The sequence below is a fragment of the Teichococcus wenyumeiae genome, from assembly GCF_003696345.1.
Classification (GTDB): Bacteria; Pseudomonadota; Alphaproteobacteria; order Acetobacterales; family Acetobacteraceae; genus Pseudoroseomonas; species Pseudoroseomonas wenyumeiae.
The window spans coordinates 1-18,694 of sequence record NZ_RFLX01000048.1; the positions used below are offsets into that span (position 1 = coordinate 1).

Consider the following 18,694-nt stretch of genomic DNA (forward strand, 5'->3'; position numbering starts at 1 on the left):
GCGCAGGAACAGCGCCTCGTGCTCGGCGATCTGGTCGCCCAGCATATGGATCTGCGTGTGCCACCCCAGGGCCTGCACTCGTGTCGAAAGCGGCTCCAGCATGTCGACGGTCGTCACCCCGGCCTGGACCAGGTTGAAGCGGATGCCGCGCACCCCGGCCTCATGCATCTCGCGCAGCTGCGCGTCCGTCACGCTGGTATCCACCACCGCGACCATGCGCGCCCGCTCCGGACCCAGCTCCCGCATGGCCTGCAGGTGGAGGCGGTTATCGGTGCCGTAGGTGGAGGGCGTGACCAGCACGGAGCGTTGGGTGCCGAGCCTGCGTGCCAGCGCACGGTAATCCTCCGGCGAGGCATCCGGCGGCCGCAGCTGGGTGCGTGGATCGGCTGGGAAGCGGGCATCATAGACGTGGTGGTGGCAATCCGTGGCCAGCGGCGGCGCAGGCGTGCGGGGGGGCTCCGTGCCGGCGGAGAACTTCACAGGTCCTGCCGTGCCCCGCACCATGCCGGGCGCTGTCACGGCGGACTGGGCGCCGGCGGGGGTGCTCGACCACGTTGACCCCACGGCCGCCAATCCGGCGCCGGCCAGCAGGGCACGGCGAGACTGTGTCGGGTTCATGCGTTTCTCCCATCGCGCCTGTTCCGGTCGGCGCTCTGAAGAGCATGGCTGGAGTCTGCGCCAAGGTCGACAGCCCGGGGACGGCGGGGAGTTAGCCGCGGTACACACAGCGGTGAGCTGATTGATGAGGACGGGAGCGTTTCAAAGGCCTTGCCGGCTGCCGCTCAGGGCTCACTTTATTGCTCGATCAAGCCAGCATGTTTCATGTGACCTTGCCGGGAGCGGGTACTCGTCTTTCGAGACGATGGCAACCAGACCAGCATTCTGTTGGCCGCGACCAGATGGCGCAGCAATTGGAAGTCCCGTAGCGGCCCCGGCTGGGCGAGCGTTGGCCACCACCGGATCGCCTGACTTCTCATCAGGAGTAGAGCCTCCGGGTTCGTGATACCGGTGGTGGCCGGCACGCATGGAACAGCAGTTCGCAGAGCACCTAGATTGGATGTGGCTCCCGCGGCCTCGTTGGATCGTAATTCCAGAGTGGGCGGTTCCGTCCGCGGCCCACCTTGGTTTGTCCTTCTTGGTGGCCGTGATAGCGGCGGTGCTCCTCGATCCGAGGACTGAGCGGGAATCCTCCATTTGTCCAACTTCAATCCCACGGCTTCGGGATGATGCAGGCGCACGCACGAAGAAAGGGTGCTGTCATTTGAGGCAGCGCCCTGTTTCTCAGCGTGGGCGATTGGTGGGATTGCGGGTGGCGCCATCGGCGCGGGAGCCATGGCGGTCTTCTGTGCCCCAGCCGTCGCGGCGGTCGGGATGGGCATCATCGCCAATACGGCAGGCGCCGCTCTCTTTGGCGCAGCGACGGTGGCGGGCGGCGCGGCCGGTGCCGCTGTGGGCGAAGTGGCCCACTTGGTGTGAGCCTGAAGCCTGCCGCCTCTGTACGCCACCCTCTGAAACGGGATCTGGCCATGAACGATCTGAACAGCGCCTCCGCCCCTCTGCCGGATATGGAACTGGATGCTATCTCCGGCGGCGCGGGCTTCGGCGACATCATCCTGGGCCTGATAGGTGCGGTTGTTGGAGCCACCTTTGGGATCGGGCCAAGCGCGGCGAAGAACCTCGTGGCTGAGGCGCTGCCGTTCCTGACCGGCCCTTTGCGATGGGCCCCGGACCTCTGCTGCCGCCCCGATAATACCCTGGCCTGAAGGACAGACCTAACGCCTGAACACCATCCCTCATCCCCCTCCCCCATTTCCCCCCGCAACCCCTCGCTCTCCACATGGAGGCGAGGGGTCTCGTTCGTCCGGCCTACGGCAAGGGAGACAGGCTGTAGCGACGTCCAGAGGCATCATGCGCGCCGGCTATGCTGAGGCCCGGGCGTGGTGCCATCCGAACCCGCATCGGCGGGTGTCAAATCCAAGGCGAGGATGGCCGCGGCCTGGCGCATGGCGGGCGTGCAGCCGGCTGCATCGAGAGAGCCAAGGGATGGTCCTGTGAAGAAGCAAAAGCGCCAACCGGCCCCACGCCGGAAGCCCGTGAAGGACCCCAAGCCCCAGAAGTTGGGGGGCAGCGCGTTGGGCCCCTCGGCCGGGATGATGCCCGGGATGGATCTCCTGGCAGCCGACCGCGCCATGGAGACGAAGATGCCTCCTGAGCAGGTCGCGGAGTATCGGCGCCTGTGCCGGATTGAGGCAGCCGCGGCGGATGAGCAGGACGCCGCGCTGGCGGCCAAGGCCATCATGGACATCGAGACGATGTACCCGATCTCGCCGCAGGAGTTCTGGGAGGCCTTTGATGCGATCACGCGGGAGCAGACGGGGCCTGACGCCTCGGCCCTGGTGGCCGAGGCCGGTCCGGTGGGCGGTGACCGCTAGCGGCCCAGCCCCGGTGCACGCCGGATCCCAAGCCGCTGCTGCTCCGCCTCCTGCGACCGCGCCTGGCTGCGCTCTTGCATCTCCACCGCCCGCTGCCCCTCCCGCATCGCCACCACGGCCCGTCCGATCCCCGCCAGTCCCTCGCGCGATGGCGCGGCGGCCTCGGTCGCGCCCGCTGAGAGGCTCTGCTCCACGCCCTGTGGCCCCAGCCGCCGCTCCGCTGCCGCGGCCACCGCCCGCAGTTCCGCCGCCACCTCCGGCTGCCCCCGCACCACCTGCTGCCAAGCTTCGGCCAATGCCGGATCCGGCCGCCCCGCCAGCGCCTGCCAATAGGCCTGGGGTGCCTTGCTGGCTTCCGGCGGCAGGCTGGTGGTCCTTGCCTGCTCCAGCGCCTCCACGGCCTGCCAGGCCCGCTGTGACAGCCCCGGCACTTCCACCGCATCCCGCGCCCGCTGCGCCGCCACCTCGGCTCGATAGCTCTCTCCAGCCCGTTGCCGTGCCGCTTCCTCTCGCTCCAGTCCTGTGGCGACCGAACGCGCCGCGCTGACCGCACTAGCCCGCTCCAGCTGCGCGCCACGCCCCGAGAGCAACCCGTCTCTTCCGCGTAGCCGCCCCAGCAGCTCCGGCCGCTCCCGCAGCTGGTGAGCGACCTGGTTTCGGTCGTCCCGGCTGTCCCACAGCAGCGCATCAAGCTGGGCTTCCGCCTGCACCGGATCGCGGTAGGCTGCCCGCAGCCACTGCACCCGGTCGCTCGCCTCCTGCCGCACCGCCGGATTGCGCTCCACCGCCGCCGTGATTTCCTCAGCCGTGGTGCCCCGCCCCAGGCTGTCGCGACCCGTTGGATCCCGCTGCGCCGGCAGCAGTGGTGGCGGCGGTGGTTCTGTCTGGCTGGCGGCCCGGTCGAGATAGGCCGCCGCCGCTTCGCCGCTAGCCCTCGCCCGCGCCACCGGCGGCCGCGCGAGGATCTCGCTCTCGGGCACCAGCGGATGCACTCCACGCCGGCTGGCAAAGGCCTCTCGGGCGCGGCGCTCGCCCTCTGGTCCGAGGTAGTCCAGCGTCACGTCCTTGGCCCGCTGCCGCGACAGCCTCCGGGTCAGGCCCGCCCGGCTGCCCAGCTCGTCCCGCGCCCAGTGCAGCCTGACTCCTTCCCGGTGCCGCGTCAGCGCCACGTAAGCCGCGTGCCGGTCCATCGCCCGGCTCGCCAGCACATGCGCCCGGTCCACCGTCACCCCCTGCGCCTTGTGGATCGTCGCCGCGTAGCCGTGTGTCAGCGCGCCGTACTCCCTCACCGCGAAGGTGATCTCCGGCGCCGGTGTGGCGGCGTCCCTGGCATCCAGCCGCACCGTCAGCCGCGCGCCCTCACCCTGCCCTTGGACGGCAGTCACCGTGCCCAGCGTGCCGTTCTTCACCGCGGTGCCGCCCTGCCCGTCCGCAGTGCTACCCAGCGCCCGTGCGTTGCGCAGGAACATGAGGCGATCGCCCGCGGCGAGCAGCCGCTCGCCCTGCTCGGTCATGATGCTATGGTCCGCGCCGAGCGCCCCAGCCCCCCCGAGCTGCTCCCGTGCCAGTTGGTTCAGCGCGGCTGCATCCGCCCGCGTGGAGGCCAGCATCAGCTGGCTGCGGCCGGGCGCCTCCTGCCGCCCCGCCAGCCAGCCCGCCACCAGCGCCGCGCGGGCCTCTTCCTGCGTCGCGTGCCCCAGCACCATGCCGGCCTGCTCGTAGCGGGCGAGCGCCTCGCCCGTGCGCCCGGTGGCGAGCTCGCGGGTGGCCTCCCGTTGCCAGCCTTCCCGCTGCCGCCGCACCTCCGAGATCTCGGCTGCGCCATGCCGCTCCGCCAGTGCCCGGAAGGCCGCGCCGGCTTCGATCGCCTGCAGCTGCTCCGGATCCCCCACCAGCACCACCTTGGCGCCGGCCTGCTGGACCTGCTCCAGCAGCCGCTGCATCTGCCGCGAGCCGACCATCCCCGCCTCGTCCACCACCAGCACGTCGCGTGGCCCCAGCAGCTCGCGCCCCCGCGCCCAATGCCACTCCAGGCTGGCGAGGGTTTTGGAGCGGATGCCGCTGCCCGCCTGCAGCCCCTCGGCGGCGATGCCGGACAGTGTCGCGCCCCGCACCCGCAGCCCCTGCCCTTCCCAGGCCTCCCGCGCCACCCCCAGCAGCGCCGACTTGCCGGTGCCGGCATAGCCCACCACCAGCGCCAAGCCTGTCTCACCGATGAGATGTCGCACCGCGTCGCGCTGCTCGTCGCTGAGGGTGAGGCCATGCTGCTCCGCCTGCCGCAGCGCCCGCTCCTGGAGCTGCTCTGGCACACCATGCGCCCGGCCCTGCGCCAGCGCCGCCGCCTGCCCCTCCATCCGCTGCTCGGCCGCCAGCATCTCGCGCGTGGTCCAGCGCGCGTGTCCCGCCGCGTCCTGCCCCAGCCGCACCAGATCGGGCGAGGCCTCGACTTTCGCCAGCACCTCGGCGAACTGCGCGGCCCCGTCTGTGTGCCGCGCCACGAACCGCGCCAGGTCCTGCCGCGTGAAGGTGGACTGTTGCCGCGTCAGGGCGTCGAGTGCGAGCAGGGGATCGGCAGCAATGCGCGCGCCGTTCCTGCGCGCGATGGCGTCATGTTCGGCCCGCCGCTCTGCCGCTTCGCCACGCTCAGCCCGGCGCATCCCGGCCGGTCCCACCTTGTGCTGCGGCTCCAGCGGAATGCCCTGCGCCGCAAGAGTGCGGTGGTCGATGCGCACATCATGCCCGAGGCTCGCCAGCCGCTCATTCGTCAGCTCCGCCCAGCGTTCGCGCCAGGTCTGCAGCAAGGCCGTGCTGTTCCACGCGCGCTGCTTCGCGCCGAATGCCGCATCGGAACTGTCCGCCTGCTGCCCAGGAGTGATGCCGCGCAGGGTCAGCAGCACATGCGCGTGCGGCTTGGCCTCGCCGTCCTCGCCCCGCGGCGCATGCACGCAGAGATCCGCCACCATGCCACGCGCCACGAACTGCTCACGCACGAAGTCCCGCGCCAGCGCGATGCCCTCGGCCTGAGACAACTCGCGTGGCAGCGCGAACTCCACCTCCCGCGCCAGCTGCGCGTCCTTGCGTTTCTCGCCGGCTTCCACCGCGTTCCACAGCACGTTGCGATCAGCCCACGCCGCTGGTGCGCCGTCGGGCAGCAGCACCTCGGCATGCACCAGGTGGTCCTTGGCCGTGAAGTCGTGTGCGAGACCGGTGCGTGTGTCCTCCAGACGTGTCGCCGCGCGATAGGCCGCCGCCGCCACCACGGAACGGCCGGCGCCGCGCGAGATCACCTGCGCCGAAAGGTGGTAGATCGCCATGCCGCCAGATCACCCGGATCCGGGATCGGTGAAAGCATCGTTCCGCCCACGGGGGACTCACCTTTCCGCGACGTCGCCGCAGGCGATGTATAAGCGCGCATTTCTCCGCTTTGCTGCGAACTGACGAGGTGCGCGGGTCTGCTGTGGTCGCGATCGGCTCGGAGTGATGGGCTCGTCCGCTGGTGGTCGATCCGCGATGCTGCGACTGTTCTGGATGTGGCGTCGATCGGCGATGGGGGAACCCGACCTGCGGGCCGTTTTGCCCGAGACCACTGCTGCGCATCGTCAGCGGCTCGAGACCCTGCTCGGCAGTCCGCTGCCGGATCGCTCCTGGTCGCGCGCCGTGACGCACCAGGGCGAGGGCCTCGATGAGGACGCCATGGCCGACCCGCAGTTCGCGTCCCTGCTCCTGCTACTGGTGCTGCCACCCGAGGCGGTCAGCCCTGACGCGGTGAGCTACTGCGTCGAGACCTGCTGGCAGAACATCCTCGAGCACGCCCCGCCCGGCCTGCTGCCCTTCGCCGACAACACCGGCGGCAACCTCTGGGCCTTCGACGGGCCGCCCGGTCCGGGGATCCCGCCATCGTCTTCGTCGACCCCGAGCTCGCCGGTGACGACGCGATCTTTCCGGTCGCGCCGAGCTTCGATGCCTGCATGGCGATGATCGAGGCCGAGGCCTGATCGCGTTCGCTGCACAGCATCGGAGGGTGCTGATGCAGCGTGCAGGACGCCCTCGATGGGTCGTCACCCTGTTGCCCGTGGCCAACTATTGCCGGCTCGATTCTTCCAGCCCCTGAGGGTTTCACCCCACCGCCCGCCGTGGCATCCCCCGCCGCAGAAAGCCCGGATACCCCGCGGCACAACGGAGGGGGATCCCACCATGGCACCACGCCGCCCGCGCGACATCGACGCTGAGCTGCGCGCCCTGCAGGACAAGGCCCGCCAACTCCGCACCAGGCAGAAAGCCCAGCTCGGCGAGTTGCTGCTGGCCACCGGCGCCGCCGATGCGCTCGATCCCGATGCCCTCGCCGGCCTGCTGCTGCACGGCCTCGAGCAGGCGAAAGCCAACCCCAAGGCGGCGGAGAGCTGGCGCCAGCGCGGAGAAGCTTTCTTTCGCCGCGCCGGAAGCGGCACCCAAAAATCCGGCAGCGGCCAAGCCGCGGCGGCCGATGCCGGCGCTGCGCCGGCTGATCCTGCGGACGCAGCACGCCTGGCGGCGGAGTAGCCAAGCCATTGCCCGTGTCGAGGCCGCGCAGGCCCGCGGCGACCGCCGCGACTGGGCGGCCGAGCGCCGCGCCCGCACCCGCCACCTGATCGAACTCGGTGGCCTGATCCACAAGGCCGGACTGGTGGAGCTGCTGGAGGACGACCGCGCCACCTTGCTCGGTCTCTTGCTGGTCGCGGCCGGGCAGCTGCGGGACAACGGTGACGAGCCGCCGGATGTGCTGCGCGCCCGCTGGCGCCATGCCGGCCTGCGCGCCTTTCAGGATGAGCGCGAGGCGGCGGAGGGAGTGGTCTCACCATGACCGCCGTCCTGCGGGGCGTCTGGCGCCTCGCCCTCACCCTCCTCGCCCTGCCTTTTGCCTTGATCAGCTGGCTCTGGATCTGCCTCCGCACCGCTGGCTCCGGCGCCCTCCTCGGGGGCCTCCTCGGCCTGCTCTGGAACGTCATCCTGCTGCAGCCGCCGGATCTGCGCCACGGCGCCATCGGCCTGCTGCTCGGCGGCCTCGTCGGCTGGGTGCTGGCGCTGCTCAACCTGCTGGGTCCCGTCTCCTTCGGCCGCGGCACCCCCGCCACCTCGCATGGCTCCGCCGCCTGGGCCGCGCCGCGCCAGCTTCGCCGTGACCTCGCCGCAGCGGCGCTGGCGCGGGATCCGGGGGCGCTGCTGGTTGGCCGTGCGCCGGGTCGTCGTGGGGCGCTGCTGCGCTACGCTGGTCCCGCCCATCTGCTCACCATCGCCCCCACCCGCTCCGGCAAGGGCGTCGGCACCGTGCTGCCCAACCTGCTGCTGAGCGACCGCCCCATCCTCTGCGTCGATCCCAAGGGCGAGAATGCCCGCATCAGCGCCCGGGCACGGCGGCGCTTCGGGCCGGTCTTTGTGCTGGATCCCTTTGGCGTCTCCGGACAGCCGGCCAGTGCCTATGATCCAGCGGCGCTGCTCGACCCCTCCTCTCCCGACCTCGCCGACGATGCCGCGACGCTGGCCGAGGCCCTGGTCTTTGACCCGCCAGGTCAGGTCTCTGAGGCGCACTGGAACGAGGAAGCCAAGGCGCTGATCAGCGGCCTGCTGCTGCACCTGGCCTGCCGCGGCGCCCCAGGGCAGCGCGGCCTGCCGGAACTCCGTCGCCTGCTCACCCTGCCGCCCGACGACTGGCAGGCGCTGCTGCGCGCCATGCTGGCCGACACCAGTGCCGCCGGCGGACTGGTCTCGCGCGCCGCCGCCCGCCAGCTCGGCAAGGCCGATCGCGAGGCCGCCGGCGTGCTCTCCTCCGCCCAGCGCCATACCCACCTGCTCGACAGTCCCAGGCTCGCCGCCAGCATGGCGCGCTCGGACTTCCAGTGGTCTGACCTGCGCCAGGGCATCGCCACGGTCTTTCTCGTCCTGCCGCCGGACCGCCTCAGCACCTACTCCCGCTGGCTGCGCCTGCTGATCGCCCAGAGCATCCAGCAGCTCGCCCGCACCCCGGTCCTACCCGGGCAGCCGCCGGTGCTCTTGCTGCTCGATGAGTTCGCCGCCCTCGGACGGCTGGAGCCGGTGCTGCAGGCGGCTGGGCTGATGGCCGGCCTCGGCCTGCAGCTCTGGCCCATCCTGCAGGACCTGGCGCAGCTCCGCGCCGCTTATGGCCAGAGCGCCAGCACCTTCCTGGCCAATGCCGGGCTGCTCCAGGTCTCGGCACCGGCTGACCTCGACACCGCCCAGTGGCTGTCCCGGGCGCTCGGCAACAGCACCGTGCCGTTCCAGACCCACAGCAGCTCCCACACCACCTCGGACAACCCCGAGGGGCATGGCTCCACCAGCCACGGCAGCTCAACCCAGCGCCTCGGCCGCCCCCTGCTCACCCCCGACGAGGCCATGCGCCTGCCCGCCGACCAGCAGGTGCTGCTGCGGCCAGGGCAGCGGCCCGTCCTCGCCCGCAAACTTCGTCATTACGCCGACACCGAGTTCCAGGGGCTGGCCGACTGAGCCTGCCCGGCGGACACTGGCCTTTGGTCAACCCTAGCCTCGGACCTCCGCCACGTGCCGAGAACCGCTCCAGGACGGTGAACCGCGTGACGGGTGGGCCACCACAGGCTGGGTCCACGTCCTGCCAGGCGCCGCAACTCCCCTGATCGGTGTCAGCCTCAAGGCGTTCCCCGCGTGACGGCTGAGGATGTCCTTGCCGGCTGTGGGTTCACTACGACTGCCAGAGCTGGACGGCACCACTGCGGGGCTGAGCATCCAGAAGGAAAGCGGGGCCGGCGCCGACGGGTCGAAGCAGGATGTCCATCACGGCGGATACCATCTGGCAGCCTCATCCTCTGCCATGCAGATGCTCCGGCCCACGCCGTTGTTGAACCACATTGAGTACCTTATATAGTGCTCAATTGAGGTTAAGCTTGAAGAGGAGAACGCGCCTATGGCGGACGTGCTGCTATCGGATCGCACCATCTCGGCGACCGATGTGAAGAAGCGGGGCATTGCCTCTTTTCAGACGGACAATGGCTCGCCGGTAGCGGTGATGAAGAACAACCGGCCGCAATATTACGTGGTCGAGGCTGGTCTCTACGCGGAGATGATGGAAGCACTGGAAGCGGCGGAAGACGCCGAGCTGGTGCGCCTGGCTGAGGCACGTCGCCACCAGCCTCGGGTGCGCGTGAGCCTTGACGACCTATAACCTCGACTTCGTCGAAGACGCGAAGAAGGAGTGGGATGCCCTGGATCGGGGCATCCGTGAGGCCTTCAAGAAGGTCCTGGCCCGCCGCCTGCAAGAACCCCGCGTGGTCTCCGCCAAACTGCGAGGCGGCGCCAATCTCTACAAGATCAAGCTGCGCGACGTGGGCTACCGCTTGGTCTACGAGGTTGAGGATAATACCGTGACGGTGTTGGTTCTGGCCGTCGGTCGCCGCAAGGCGGTCTATGCCCGCTTCCCGGATTAGCGCTGCGGCTCCTCCGGTTCGGTAAGGGCCGGCTCCAGTTGCAGGAGAGGTGCTCCCGTGTAGAAGTATGGGCTTGATCTGACAGTCACCGGATCGGCCGACTGGGCGATCTCCTGCCGCAATTGGTCGACCTTCGTGCCGGCCCAATGTCGAGCGTCGTCGCCGAATATGAGCCGAGATGGCGCTTCGCCCTGCGAAGCAAGCGCTACGATCCGCGCGGCGAGCAGCTTCGGATCGCCCGGCTGATTACCGTTGGCCCCGTCCACGAACGCGCGATACTGCGCCATCGCCTCGGCATAGTCCGGAATGTCGATGCTGCCGAAGCGCGCCGACTTCCGGTCCATGAAGTCGGTGCGCAGCATCCCCGGCTCGACCAGGAGCGAGCGGACGCCCAACGGGGCCAGCTCCTGTGCAAAGCCTTCCATCCATCCCTCGACCGCGAACTTCGACGCCGCGTAGACCGCCCCGCCGCCGTTGGAGACCAGCCCGCTGACCGACGAGATGGTGACGATGAGGCCTGAGCGACGCTCACGCATGTAAGGAGCGACCGCGCGCGCGACGTTCATCGTGCCGAACAGGTTGACCTCGAACTGACGCCGCACCGCGGCATCGGTGAAGGTCTCGAAGAAACCCAACTCGGCGTAGCCGGCATTGTTGACCAGTACGTCGATCGCACCGAACCGCTCGGTGGTCTCGGCGGCGACCGAGTTCGCGGCTTCGGCGTCGGTGATATCGAGCGCGAGAGCATGCAGGCGGTCGTGTTCGCCCCCACAGGCATCGCGCACCGCATCGGCGGACCGTGCCGTTGCCACGACCGTTTCGCCGGCATCGAGCGCTGCCTGCGTAATCTCGCGTCCCAGTCCCCGGCTTGCGCCCGTCACCAGCCAAACCTTGCCCATCGCCTGCTCCTCCTTGCGTGCACTGTCGCTGTCTAGGTAGTCAGGCTAATGGATCGAGATAACGGCCTAATCAGTCATAGGCCCCAGTAGCGGGGATCATCAATGCGCCCGGATCAGCTCGGCGATCTCGCCGTCTTCGCGGCCATTGCCTCCGACTGCAGCTTCACGCGTGCCGCGAGGCGGCTCGGAGTGACGCAGTCGGCGTTGAGCCAGACCATGAAGCGGCTGGAAGGCCAACTCGGTTTTCGCCTCCTCACCCGCACGACGCGCAGCGTCGCCCCGACCGCTGCCGGCGAGCGCCTGCTGGCCACCCTGTCGCCGGCACTGGCCGGGTTGGACGACGAGATCGACGCGCTGTCCCAGGCCCGCGGGGCGCCGATCGGCACCGTCCGGATCACGACGGGCAAACACGCCGCGGACACATTGCTGTGGCCCATGCTTCCGTCCTTCATGCGCCGCCACCCCGGCATCGAGGTGGAGGTGTGCGTGGAGGGCGAGATGACCGACATCGTGGCGGGCCGCTACGATGCAGGCATCCGGCTCGGCGAGCGGTTGGAGAAGGACATGATCGCGCTGGCGGTCGGGCCTCCGCTTCGCGTCGCGGTGGTGGCCGCTCCCAGCTATCTGAGCGACCATCCGGCGCCGTTGGAGCCTGCCGATCTCACGGCGCATCGCTGCGTCGCCTACAGCGACGCGCATGGCAACCTGTCTCCCTGGTCGTTCGAGCGCGAGGGCCGTGCGGTGACGGTCAAGCCGGGCCGCGGGCCGGTATTCAACGACGGCGATCTGCTGGTGGCCGCCGCCCTTGAGGGCTTCGGCATCCTCTACATCCTGGAGGATCTGGTGGCGGCGCCGATTGCCGATGGCGGTCTCACCCGCCTGCTGGAGCCGTGGTGCGCGCCGTTCGCCGGCTACCACCTCTATTATCCCGATCGTCGGAGCACGACGGCCTTCGAACTGTTCAAGGAGACGCTTCAAGCAGGCAGGACCGTGTGAAGGCTTGGGGCACGACGCTGGCCGCGCCTGGCGTTCAGGCGGTGAAGCCGCCGTTGACGTCGATGACCGACCCGGTCGTGAAGCCGCCATGCGGCCCTGCGAGGAACACGACGGCGCCGGCAACTTCGTCCAGTCCGGCGTGACGTTGGATGGCATGGCTTTCCATGACGATCGGCGGCAGCTTGCCCTTCGATGCCGCCGCCATGTCGGTGTCCATCAGGCCCGCCTGAACGACATTGACCGTGATGCCGCGACGGCCGAGATCGCGGGCGGCGCCCTTGGTGTAGCCGACGATCGCCGCCTTCGACGCCGCGTAGTCGGTTGTTCCGGGGAAGGCGGTACGCGTGCCGAGCCCGCTGCCGATCGAGATGATGCGGCCACCGTCGGGCAGCACCTTCGCCGCGGCGCGGATGTTGGCGATCACGCCGAAGGTGTTGATGGTCCACTGGCGGTCCATCGCGTCGTTGTCGATGTCGGGATCGTCGATCGTCTTGCCTTGCCACGCGACGGCGGCGTTGTTGACGAGGATGTCGAGCTTGCCGAACGCCTCGACCACCCGATCAACCAGAGGTGCCGCCGCCGTCGGATCCCCCTGATCGGACTTGATGGCGATGGCGCGGACACCCTTCGCCGTCAGTCGTTCAACGACGGCCGCAGCCTTCTCGTCGGACGCCACATAGCTGATCGCCACGTCCGCGCCCGCATCCGCCAGCGCCTCCGCGATGGCGGCTCCGAGGCCGCGCGAGCCACCGGTGACGAGGCCGACTTTGCCGGAAAGGGGCTTGCTCATGGATACTCCTGGTGTGCTGATGGAGGACTAGCTCGCTAGCCCAAGCGGTCGCGGCCGCTCACAGCGGCGGCAAGGTTGATAGGGAGATGTCGGGCGTCCGGAACAGCAGGGGGATGGAGGCGCCAGCGACACACCGTTGATGGCTCAGACCTGCGCCATGCCTCCGTCGACGAACACCTCAGCACCGGTCATGAAGCTGCTGTCTTCGCTGGCCAGGAAGAGCGCGACCGAGGCCGTCTCTTCGGGCTGGCCGATCCGGCCAAGCGGCGTCTGTGCCGCGAGGCCAGCGACGAGCGCCTTTTCCTGTTCGGGTGAGTTGGCGAGACCTTGCAAGCCGGGCGTTAAGGTCGCCCCGGGCGAGAGCACATTGACGCGGATGCCGCTGTCCTTGAGGTCAAGCGCCCAGCTTCGCGCGAAATTGCGGACCGCGGCCTTGCTCGCACTGTAGACGCTGAACGCCGGCGTGCCTTTCGATCCAGTGGTTGAGCCGGTAAGTATGATAGATCCGCCCGACTGCATCAGTGGCAGCGCCTTCTGTACTGTAAACAAGGTGCCCCGAACGTTTGTGCCGAAGGTGCGGTCAAACTGCTCCTCCGTAATCATGCCAAGCGACGCCAAATCACCGCCCCCGGCATTGGCGAACAAGATGTCCAATCCACCACGCTTCTCGCGCACGACGTCGAACAGCCGGTCGAGATCGTCGAGGCTGGCAACGTCACTCCGAATGCCTGTGACAGCGCCGCCGATCTCGTTGACGGCTTTGTCCAGTTCAGCTTGGCGGCGCCCGGTGATGAAGACGTGCGCTCCCTCAGCGACGAAGCGCTTTGCGGTCGCGAGACCAATGCCACTGGTGCCGCCGGTGATGACAGCGACTTTGCCTTCGAGACGATTGGACATGTAAAATCTCCTAGTGTTCAGCCATGGCGCGGCCGGGATGGGAGGGATGATCAGGAACGGATCGTCCGGAATGCCTTGCGCATCTCCTCGGAGAAGAGCTGCGGTTGCTCGAAGGCGGCGAAGTGGCCGCCCCGGTCGACTTCGTTCCAATAGAACAGGTTAGGCCAGCGGGCCTGAGCCCACGCCTTCGGCGCGCGATAGATCTCTTTCGGAAAGATCGTGGCTGCCATGGGAAGTTCGATGCGGCCTGCGTCGAATCCACCGCCGTCGCCGTGTCGCGCGTTCTCCCAGTAGATCCGGGCTGAGGACGCGGCGGTATCGGTGAACCAGTAGAGCGAGATGTTGTCGAGTATCTCATCCACGCTCAGCACGTCCTCGACGCTGCCGTAATTGTCGGTCCAGGCCTGGAATTTCTCATAGATCCAAGTCGCCTGGCCGGTTGGCGAGTCCGCGAGCCCGTAACCGATGGTTTGCGGCCGCGTAGCCTGCTCCTTAAAGTAACCGAACTGGTCGTCGGCAAATCGGTCAGCTGCTTCCATAGCAGCCTTCTCGTCCGGCGCAGGGTTGGCGGGGAACTTCTCGGGGAAGACGAGCGGCCAGTTGACATGCGCCGCGACGAGACCTGCCGGACGCACATGACCAAGCGCATGCGTCACGCCTGATCCCCAGTCACCACCCTGCGCAACCCAGCGGGTGTAGCCCAAACGCTGCATCAGGACGCCCCAGGCCTTTGCTGTTCGGACGAGGTTCCAGCCCGTCGAAGTCGGCTTGTCGGAAAATCCGAAGCCGGGCTGTGAGGGGATGACGACATGAAAGGCGTCCTCCGCCCGGCCGCCATGGGCGGTAGGGTCCGTCAGGGGCCCGATCACCTTCAGGAACTCGACGACGGAGCCGGGCCAGCCGTGGGTTAAGATGATCGGCAAGGCGTTCGCATGCTTGGACCGCACATGGATGAAGTGGATGCCAAGGCCGTCGATCTCGGTGCGGAACTGCGGATAGGCGTTGATCTGGCGCTCAAAACGCCGCCAGTCATAACGGTCACGCCAATAAGAGATGAGGGCCTTCGTCTTTGCGAGCGGCACGCCCTGCGACCAGTCGCCGACGGTCTCCTTGTCAGGCAGGCGCGTCATCCGCAGGCGCATCTTGAGATCGTCGATTGCGACCTGCGGCACTGCCACGCGAAATGGGGTGATCGCGTCCGAGGCCGGGGTCAGGGAAAGCCCTTGGGCGCTTGCCGACGACCCGAGGGCGACGCTCACGACTGATGCAATCGCTGCAACCTGCGCGAAGCCGACCAGAGCTTCACGGCGGGAGGGAGCGATAATGTCTTCACGACGGTGCATGGCGTGACGTTCCTTTTGGATGCAGCGGTCCGTTTGGCTTGAGGAGAGAGGTAAGCCGGCTGCGGCCGCTCACGGCGGCGGCAGGGTTGAGGGGGAGGCATCGGGGGTCCGGGACAGCAGGGGAATGAAGGCGCCGACGACACACACCACCCCTCCGACGAGGAAGGCTGCGCCGATCCCGCTGGAATCGACCAGCAGGCCACCGACTGCGGCACCCGCGGCCAGTGCGACCTGGAAGGCACTCACCATGAGCGCAGAGCCGGCCTCGTAGAGTTTCGGCGAGGACGTGAACATCCAGACCTGGACGCAGACCGGCACCGCCCCGAAGGTGAACCCCCAGAGCATCACCATGATGACGGCGGCTGTCGGCGCTCCCGCAAGGGATGCTGCCGCCACCACGAAGAGGCCAACCGCTGCCGAGGAGACAGCGAGCGCCTGGCGGATGTTGCGAATGGCGAGATGCTCACCCGCGAATGCGCCGGCGATGCCCGCGACGGCGTAGCCGGCGAGCGCCAGAGCGACGCCTGATTGCCCGAAGGCGAGGCTGTCGCGCAGGTGGGGCTCCAGGAAGGTGTAGGCGATGAAATGCCCTGCCGCGACGAACCCGCTGGCGATCAGCCCGATCCTGGCCATCGGCACCCTCGCGAAGTCTATCAGCCGGGCGACGTTGATCGGCACGATCGTCGGCAGGCGGGGAAGGAAGCGCACCTGCGCCAGGATGATGAGGAGCCCAAGCAGAGCGTTGGCCGCGAATACCCACCTCCATCCGACCAGATCACCGGCGACTGCGCCCACCGGCATGCCGCAGACGGTGCCCGCGCTGATCCCGGCCGAGATGATCGATGTCGCTCGCGCGCCGGCGCTCTCCGGGACCAGCCGGCGGCCGATCGCGACGGCGAAGGACCACAGTCCGCCGACCGCCACGCCGAGAATCAGCCGGCCGATGAGGAAGATCGTGAAGTCGGGCGCTGCGGCCGCGATCACGTTCGAGACGATGATGGCGAGCGTCATCACGACGATCACGGTCCGGCGGTCCACCCGCCCCGCCGCGATCGTCATGACGGGGGCCGCGATGGCTGCGATGAAGCCTGGCGCCGTGACCGCAAGTCCGGCCGTGCCTTCAGTTACACGAAAGCCGGCCGCGATCGGCGACAGCATGCCGATCGGCAAAAATTCGGTCGTGACGAGCAGGAACGCGCCTGCCGCGATCGACGCGACGCCGGCCCAAGAGGCCGCGTCGCTCGTAGCATTCTGTTCAGAGCATTCCTCATGCGGTCTCATTGTCACTCCGATTCAGTACCGACCGTTATTGTACCGATCGGTATAGTATCTGGACAAGCGGCGTCAAGTTTTAGTAACAACCGGTATCGAATTTCGAGGACGGGAAAATGGGACGCCACCGGGAGTTTGACGCTGATGAGGCGCTGGATGCCGCTCTGGAGGTGTTCTGGGACAAGGGTTACGAAGGAGCCTCTTTCGAAGACCTGACGCGCGCCACCGGTGTCGCGCGACCCGGTCTCTACTCCGCCTTCGGCAACAAAGAGGCCCTATTCCGCAAGGCGCTCGACCGGTACGAGGAGCGCTACAGGGGCTTCATGTCCGAGGCACTGGACGCGCCGACGAGCCGAGAGGTCGTCCGGAGGATCCTAGAGGGCTCGGTCGCAGTCGTGACGCTGAACGGTGAGAGCCGCGGGTGTCTCGGCATCAACGGAGCGCTGGCTTGCTCGAGCGGCGCCATCCTCATCCAGCAGGAGTTGGTGGCACGCCGCAAGATGGGGGAAGCCGCTCTTTGCGTGCGATTGGAGGCGGCCCGCGATCAAGGCGAGCTGCCGGCTTCTTCGGATTGCGCCATGCTCGCGAGCTACGTCATGACGGTGAACCAGGGCATGGCGGTCCAGGCGAAGGCCGGCACGCCGAAGGCGACCTTGGATGCGTTGATCGAGCATGTTCTTTCGACATGGCCATCAACGGACCCGAACTCCAGATAATTATGGTTTGCTTCAGATCGACAGCTTCCCAGCATGATAACGCCCAGCCCGCGTGCTTACTGAACCACCGGCCGTCAGTTGCCGTAATCAGTGGCTAGCGCCGGGTTCGACCCACAGGGGCGTGGAAGTCTGGCGCAGTGAGGGGATGGCATACACCCCAACCGGGTCACTCCCGAGCCTCATCATAGTCTCGGCGCGCCGTACGAAATCTGTCCGCGTGATCGATCACCCAGCCCCATAAGGGCATCATACCGATCAAAAGGCCGCGCCCGAGGTCCGTTAACCTGTACTCGACCCGAGGTGGAACCTCACGGTGATCATGCCGCGCTATCAGGCCATCCCGCTCGAGTTGCCGCAGCGTGCGCGTTAACATCCGCTGAGTGACACCTCCCAATCGGCGGGCGATCTCGGCATGCCGCAGCGTCCCGGCGGCGCCTAATGCGTGGACTACTCCGAGAGACCAGCGATTGCCGGCATGGGCCAGGATCTCCCGCTTCAGCCCATCGTCCTCCTCGCTCAGGGCATCACAGGCTGCCTGCGAGTGACGCATGGCTTCATCGAAGGTCGTGTGCGCCTGCAGTATCATCCGTGTGCCTTCTTTCCAGCAAGTGGTTGAACAAGCATCTACACGGCCGACAAGGAGCTGTAGATGTCGGATCAGTGCAACGCGGGTGGTGTTCTCGTTCTTGGGGCCGGAGAACTCGGCATCTCAGTGCTGCGGGAACTCACTGTGCTACGGAAGCAAGGACGTGTTCCACCGGTCTCCGTGCTGTTGCGTCCATCAAAAGGGGCCTCGAACCCTGCCTCCTCAGGTGCGACAGCGTTCATCCGGGACCTGGGCATCGACATCGTCGAGGCGGACCTCGCCGCCGCATCTGTCAATGACCTGGCGGCGATCTTCTCACGGTTTACCCAGGTCGTCTGCTGCACCGGCTTTGTCGGCGGGCCGGGCACCCAGCGCAAGATCACCGCGGCCGTCATCGCAGCCGGTGTCGCGCACTACGTTCCATGGCAGTTCGGCGTCGATTACGACGTCATCGGCAGGGGCAGCGGCCAGGAGGTTTGGGACGAGCAGCTTGACGTGCGCGACATGCTGCGCGCGCAGTCAAAAGTCTGCTGGACGATCATCTCAACCGGCATGTTCACCAGCTTCGTTTTCCTGCCCGCGTTCGGTCTGGCTAACCTGGAGCAGAACAGGGTGCACGCACTCGGCGACTGGGATTTCGGCCTCACCGTCACCACGCCCGAGGACATCGGCCGGGTCACCGCGCTTGTGGTCGCCTCGCCATCCGAGTTTTCGGACCAAGTGGTCTATGCCGCTGGAGACACTTTCACCTACCGCGAACTGGCCGACACGGTTGACCAGGTACTTAATACGAGGGTGGACCGCATTCTGCTGACGGTACCCGAATTACGATCGGAGGTTTCGAGCCATCCCACCGACACCATGCGCAAGTACCGGCTCGCCTTTGCGCGCCCGGACGGTGTTGCATGGCCGAAGAGCGATACACTCAACGCCGAACGCGGCATGGCCATGGTCGACGTGGCAACCTGGCTGCGGCGCTGGCGCGACTTGAACGGCGCACCGGTATCCCGATAGCGGGCAAGGCCGTGCCGGACGAGGTGACAATCCGTATGGCGAGACCGAGAAGAGCGTGCTTTCACCGGAGCCGTCCACCGGACCGTAGCGACGCTGACGCAGCGCTACTATGGCTCCTGGAACAACGGCAGCGAGGTGCTGGTCCGGGAGACGGTCTCGCCAGACTAACATCGACCGCACTCTGCCTGTGGGGCGGATGCCGGGGACTTGGACGTGTTGTTGATTTTCGCTGAGACCTGACCCGGCGTTTTCATCGAGAAATGACCCGGCCAGGAATATGTCCTGCGGGCTGTGGCCG

General features: G+C 67.7%; 20 protein-coding genes. 11 read left to right on the forward strand and 9 right to left on the reverse strand.

From position 1 onward, the window contains the following. Together EBE87_RS25010 and EBE87_RS28825 are read right to left on the reverse strand one after the other, a co-directional pair. A partial coding sequence (locus tag EBE87_RS25010; RefSeq protein WP_233553452.1) for an amidohydrolase family protein occupies positions 1–618 on the reverse strand: 618 nt, incomplete at its 3' end. 663 nt (positions 619–1,281) lie between these two features. After that, on the reverse strand, positions 1,282–1,467 hold the full coding sequence (locus EBE87_RS28825; RefSeq protein WP_147426213.1) for a hypothetical protein: 186 nt from the start codon (positions 1,465–1,467) through the stop codon (positions 1,282–1,284). A gap of 59 nt (positions 1,468–1,526) precedes the next feature. On the opposite strand from EBE87_RS28825, the gene EBE87_RS25015 reads away from it, so the two are divergent. Together EBE87_RS25015 and EBE87_RS25020 are read left to right on the forward strand one after the other, a co-directional pair. Then, positions 1,527–1,763: a hypothetical protein gene (locus EBE87_RS25015; protein WP_120640737.1), complete on the forward strand. Its 237-nt coding sequence runs from the start codon at positions 1,527–1,529 to the stop codon at positions 1,761–1,763. Between the two features lie 330 nt (positions 1,764–2,093). Continuing rightward, entirely contained in the window at positions 2,094–2,432 is a 339-nt protein-coding gene (locus EBE87_RS25020; RefSeq protein WP_120640738.1) for a hypothetical protein, read from the forward strand. Here EBE87_RS25020 and traA read toward each other — a convergent pair. Continuing rightward, complete coding sequence (gene traA / locus EBE87_RS25025; protein ID WP_120640739.1) at positions 2,429–5,746, reverse strand: Ti-type conjugative transfer relaxase TraA; 3,318 nt, start codon at positions 5,744–5,746, stop codon at positions 2,429–2,431. The two genes, EBE87_RS25020 and traA, sit on opposite strands and share 4 nt — an antisense overlap. Before the next feature lie 196 nt (positions 5,747–5,942). On the opposite strand from traA, the gene EBE87_RS25030 reads away from it, so the two are divergent. The 6 genes from EBE87_RS25030 (at position 5,943) to EBE87_RS25055 (ending at position 9,883) form a co-directional block, all read left to right on the forward strand. Further along, complete coding sequence (locus EBE87_RS25030) at positions 5,943–6,410, forward strand: hypothetical protein (RefSeq protein ID WP_147426214.1); 468 nt, start codon at positions 5,943–5,945, stop codon at positions 6,408–6,410. Between the two features lie 216 nt (positions 6,411–6,626). Next, complete coding sequence (locus EBE87_RS25035; RefSeq protein WP_120640741.1) at positions 6,627–6,971, forward strand: conjugal transfer protein TraD; 345 nt, start codon at positions 6,627–6,629, stop codon at positions 6,969–6,971. A 7-nt stretch (positions 6,972–6,978) separates the two neighbouring features. Beyond that, positions 6,979–7,272, forward strand: a complete 294-nt coding sequence (locus tag EBE87_RS25040; protein WP_233560187.1) for a conjugal transfer protein TraD — start codon at positions 6,979–6,981, stop codon at positions 7,270–7,272. Continuing rightward, positions 7,269–8,930 (forward strand): type IV secretory system conjugative DNA transfer family protein, encoded by a 1,662-nt coding sequence (locus EBE87_RS25045; protein WP_122140227.1) that lies wholly within the window; start codon positions 7,269–7,271, stop codon positions 8,928–8,930. The genes EBE87_RS25040 and EBE87_RS25045 overlap by 4 nt, the downstream gene beginning before the upstream one ends. Positions 8,931–9,363: 433 nt before the next feature. Further along, positions 9,364–9,621: a type II toxin-antitoxin system Phd/YefM family antitoxin gene (locus EBE87_RS25050; protein WP_120640166.1), complete on the forward strand. Its 258-nt coding sequence runs from the start codon at positions 9,364–9,366 to the stop codon at positions 9,619–9,621. After that, positions 9,608–9,883 (forward strand): type II toxin-antitoxin system RelE family toxin, encoded by a 276-nt coding sequence (locus tag EBE87_RS25055; RefSeq protein WP_120640167.1) that lies wholly within the window; start codon positions 9,608–9,610, stop codon positions 9,881–9,883. The genes EBE87_RS25050 and EBE87_RS25055 overlap by 14 nt, the downstream gene beginning before the upstream one ends. On the opposite strand, the gene EBE87_RS25060 is transcribed toward EBE87_RS25055, so the two are convergent. Continuing rightward, a complete protein-coding gene (locus EBE87_RS25060; RefSeq protein WP_199707767.1) occupies positions 9,880–10,782 on the reverse strand; it encodes an SDR family NAD(P)-dependent oxidoreductase in 903 nt (300 codons plus the stop codon). The two genes, EBE87_RS25055 and EBE87_RS25060, sit on opposite strands and share 4 nt — an antisense overlap. 102 nt (positions 10,783–10,884) lie before the next feature. Here EBE87_RS25060 and EBE87_RS25065 point away from each other — a divergent pair, with 102 nt between their 5' ends. After that, positions 10,885–11,778, forward strand: a complete 894-nt coding sequence (locus tag EBE87_RS25065) for a LysR family transcriptional regulator (RefSeq protein WP_120640168.1) — start codon at positions 10,885–10,887, stop codon at positions 11,776–11,778. 34 nt (positions 11,779–11,812) lie between these two features. On the opposite strand, the gene EBE87_RS25070 is transcribed toward EBE87_RS25065, so the two are convergent. The 4 genes from EBE87_RS25070 to EBE87_RS25085 all read right to left on the reverse strand — a co-directional run bounded on the left by EBE87_RS25070 (position 11,813) and on the right by EBE87_RS25085 (position 16,089). Beyond that, positions 11,813–12,568 carry an SDR family NAD(P)-dependent oxidoreductase gene (locus EBE87_RS25070; protein ID WP_120640169.1) on the reverse strand — a complete coding sequence of 252 codons (756 nt, stop codon included), beginning with the start codon at positions 12,566–12,568 and terminating at the stop codon, positions 11,813–11,815. Positions 12,569–12,712: 144 nt separating this feature from the next. After that, a complete protein-coding gene (locus tag EBE87_RS25075) occupies positions 12,713–13,465 on the reverse strand; it encodes an SDR family NAD(P)-dependent oxidoreductase (protein ID WP_120640170.1) in 753 nt (250 codons plus the stop codon). Between the two features lie 50 nt (positions 13,466–13,515). After that, on the reverse strand, positions 13,516–14,808 hold the full coding sequence (locus EBE87_RS25080; protein ID WP_120640171.1) for an epoxide hydrolase family protein: 1,293 nt from the start codon (positions 14,806–14,808) through the stop codon (positions 13,516–13,518). A 69-nt stretch (positions 14,809–14,877) separates the two neighbouring features. Then, positions 14,878–16,089 (reverse strand): MFS transporter, encoded by a 1,212-nt coding sequence (locus EBE87_RS25085; protein WP_120640172.1) that lies wholly within the window; start codon positions 16,087–16,089, stop codon positions 14,878–14,880. Between the two features lie 107 nt (positions 16,090–16,196). Between EBE87_RS25085 and EBE87_RS25090 the strand changes: the two genes are divergently transcribed. Next, positions 16,197–16,796, forward strand: a complete 600-nt coding sequence (locus EBE87_RS25090; RefSeq protein WP_120640173.1) for a TetR/AcrR family transcriptional regulator — start codon at positions 16,197–16,199, stop codon at positions 16,794–16,796. Positions 16,797–16,962: 166 nt separating this feature from the next. On the opposite strand, the gene EBE87_RS25095 is transcribed toward EBE87_RS25090, so the two are convergent. Then, positions 16,963–17,382, reverse strand: coding sequence for a winged helix-turn-helix transcriptional regulator (locus EBE87_RS25095; RefSeq protein ID WP_120640174.1), 420 nt, complete (start codon positions 17,380–17,382; stop codon positions 16,963–16,965). Between the two features lie 63 nt (positions 17,383–17,445). On the opposite strand from EBE87_RS25095, the gene EBE87_RS25100 reads away from it, so the two are divergent. Next, entirely contained in the window at positions 17,446–18,396 is a 951-nt protein-coding gene (locus tag EBE87_RS25100) for an aromatic alcohol reductase (RefSeq protein ID WP_120640175.1), read from the forward strand. Positions 18,397–18,694 lie beyond the last annotated feature (298 nt).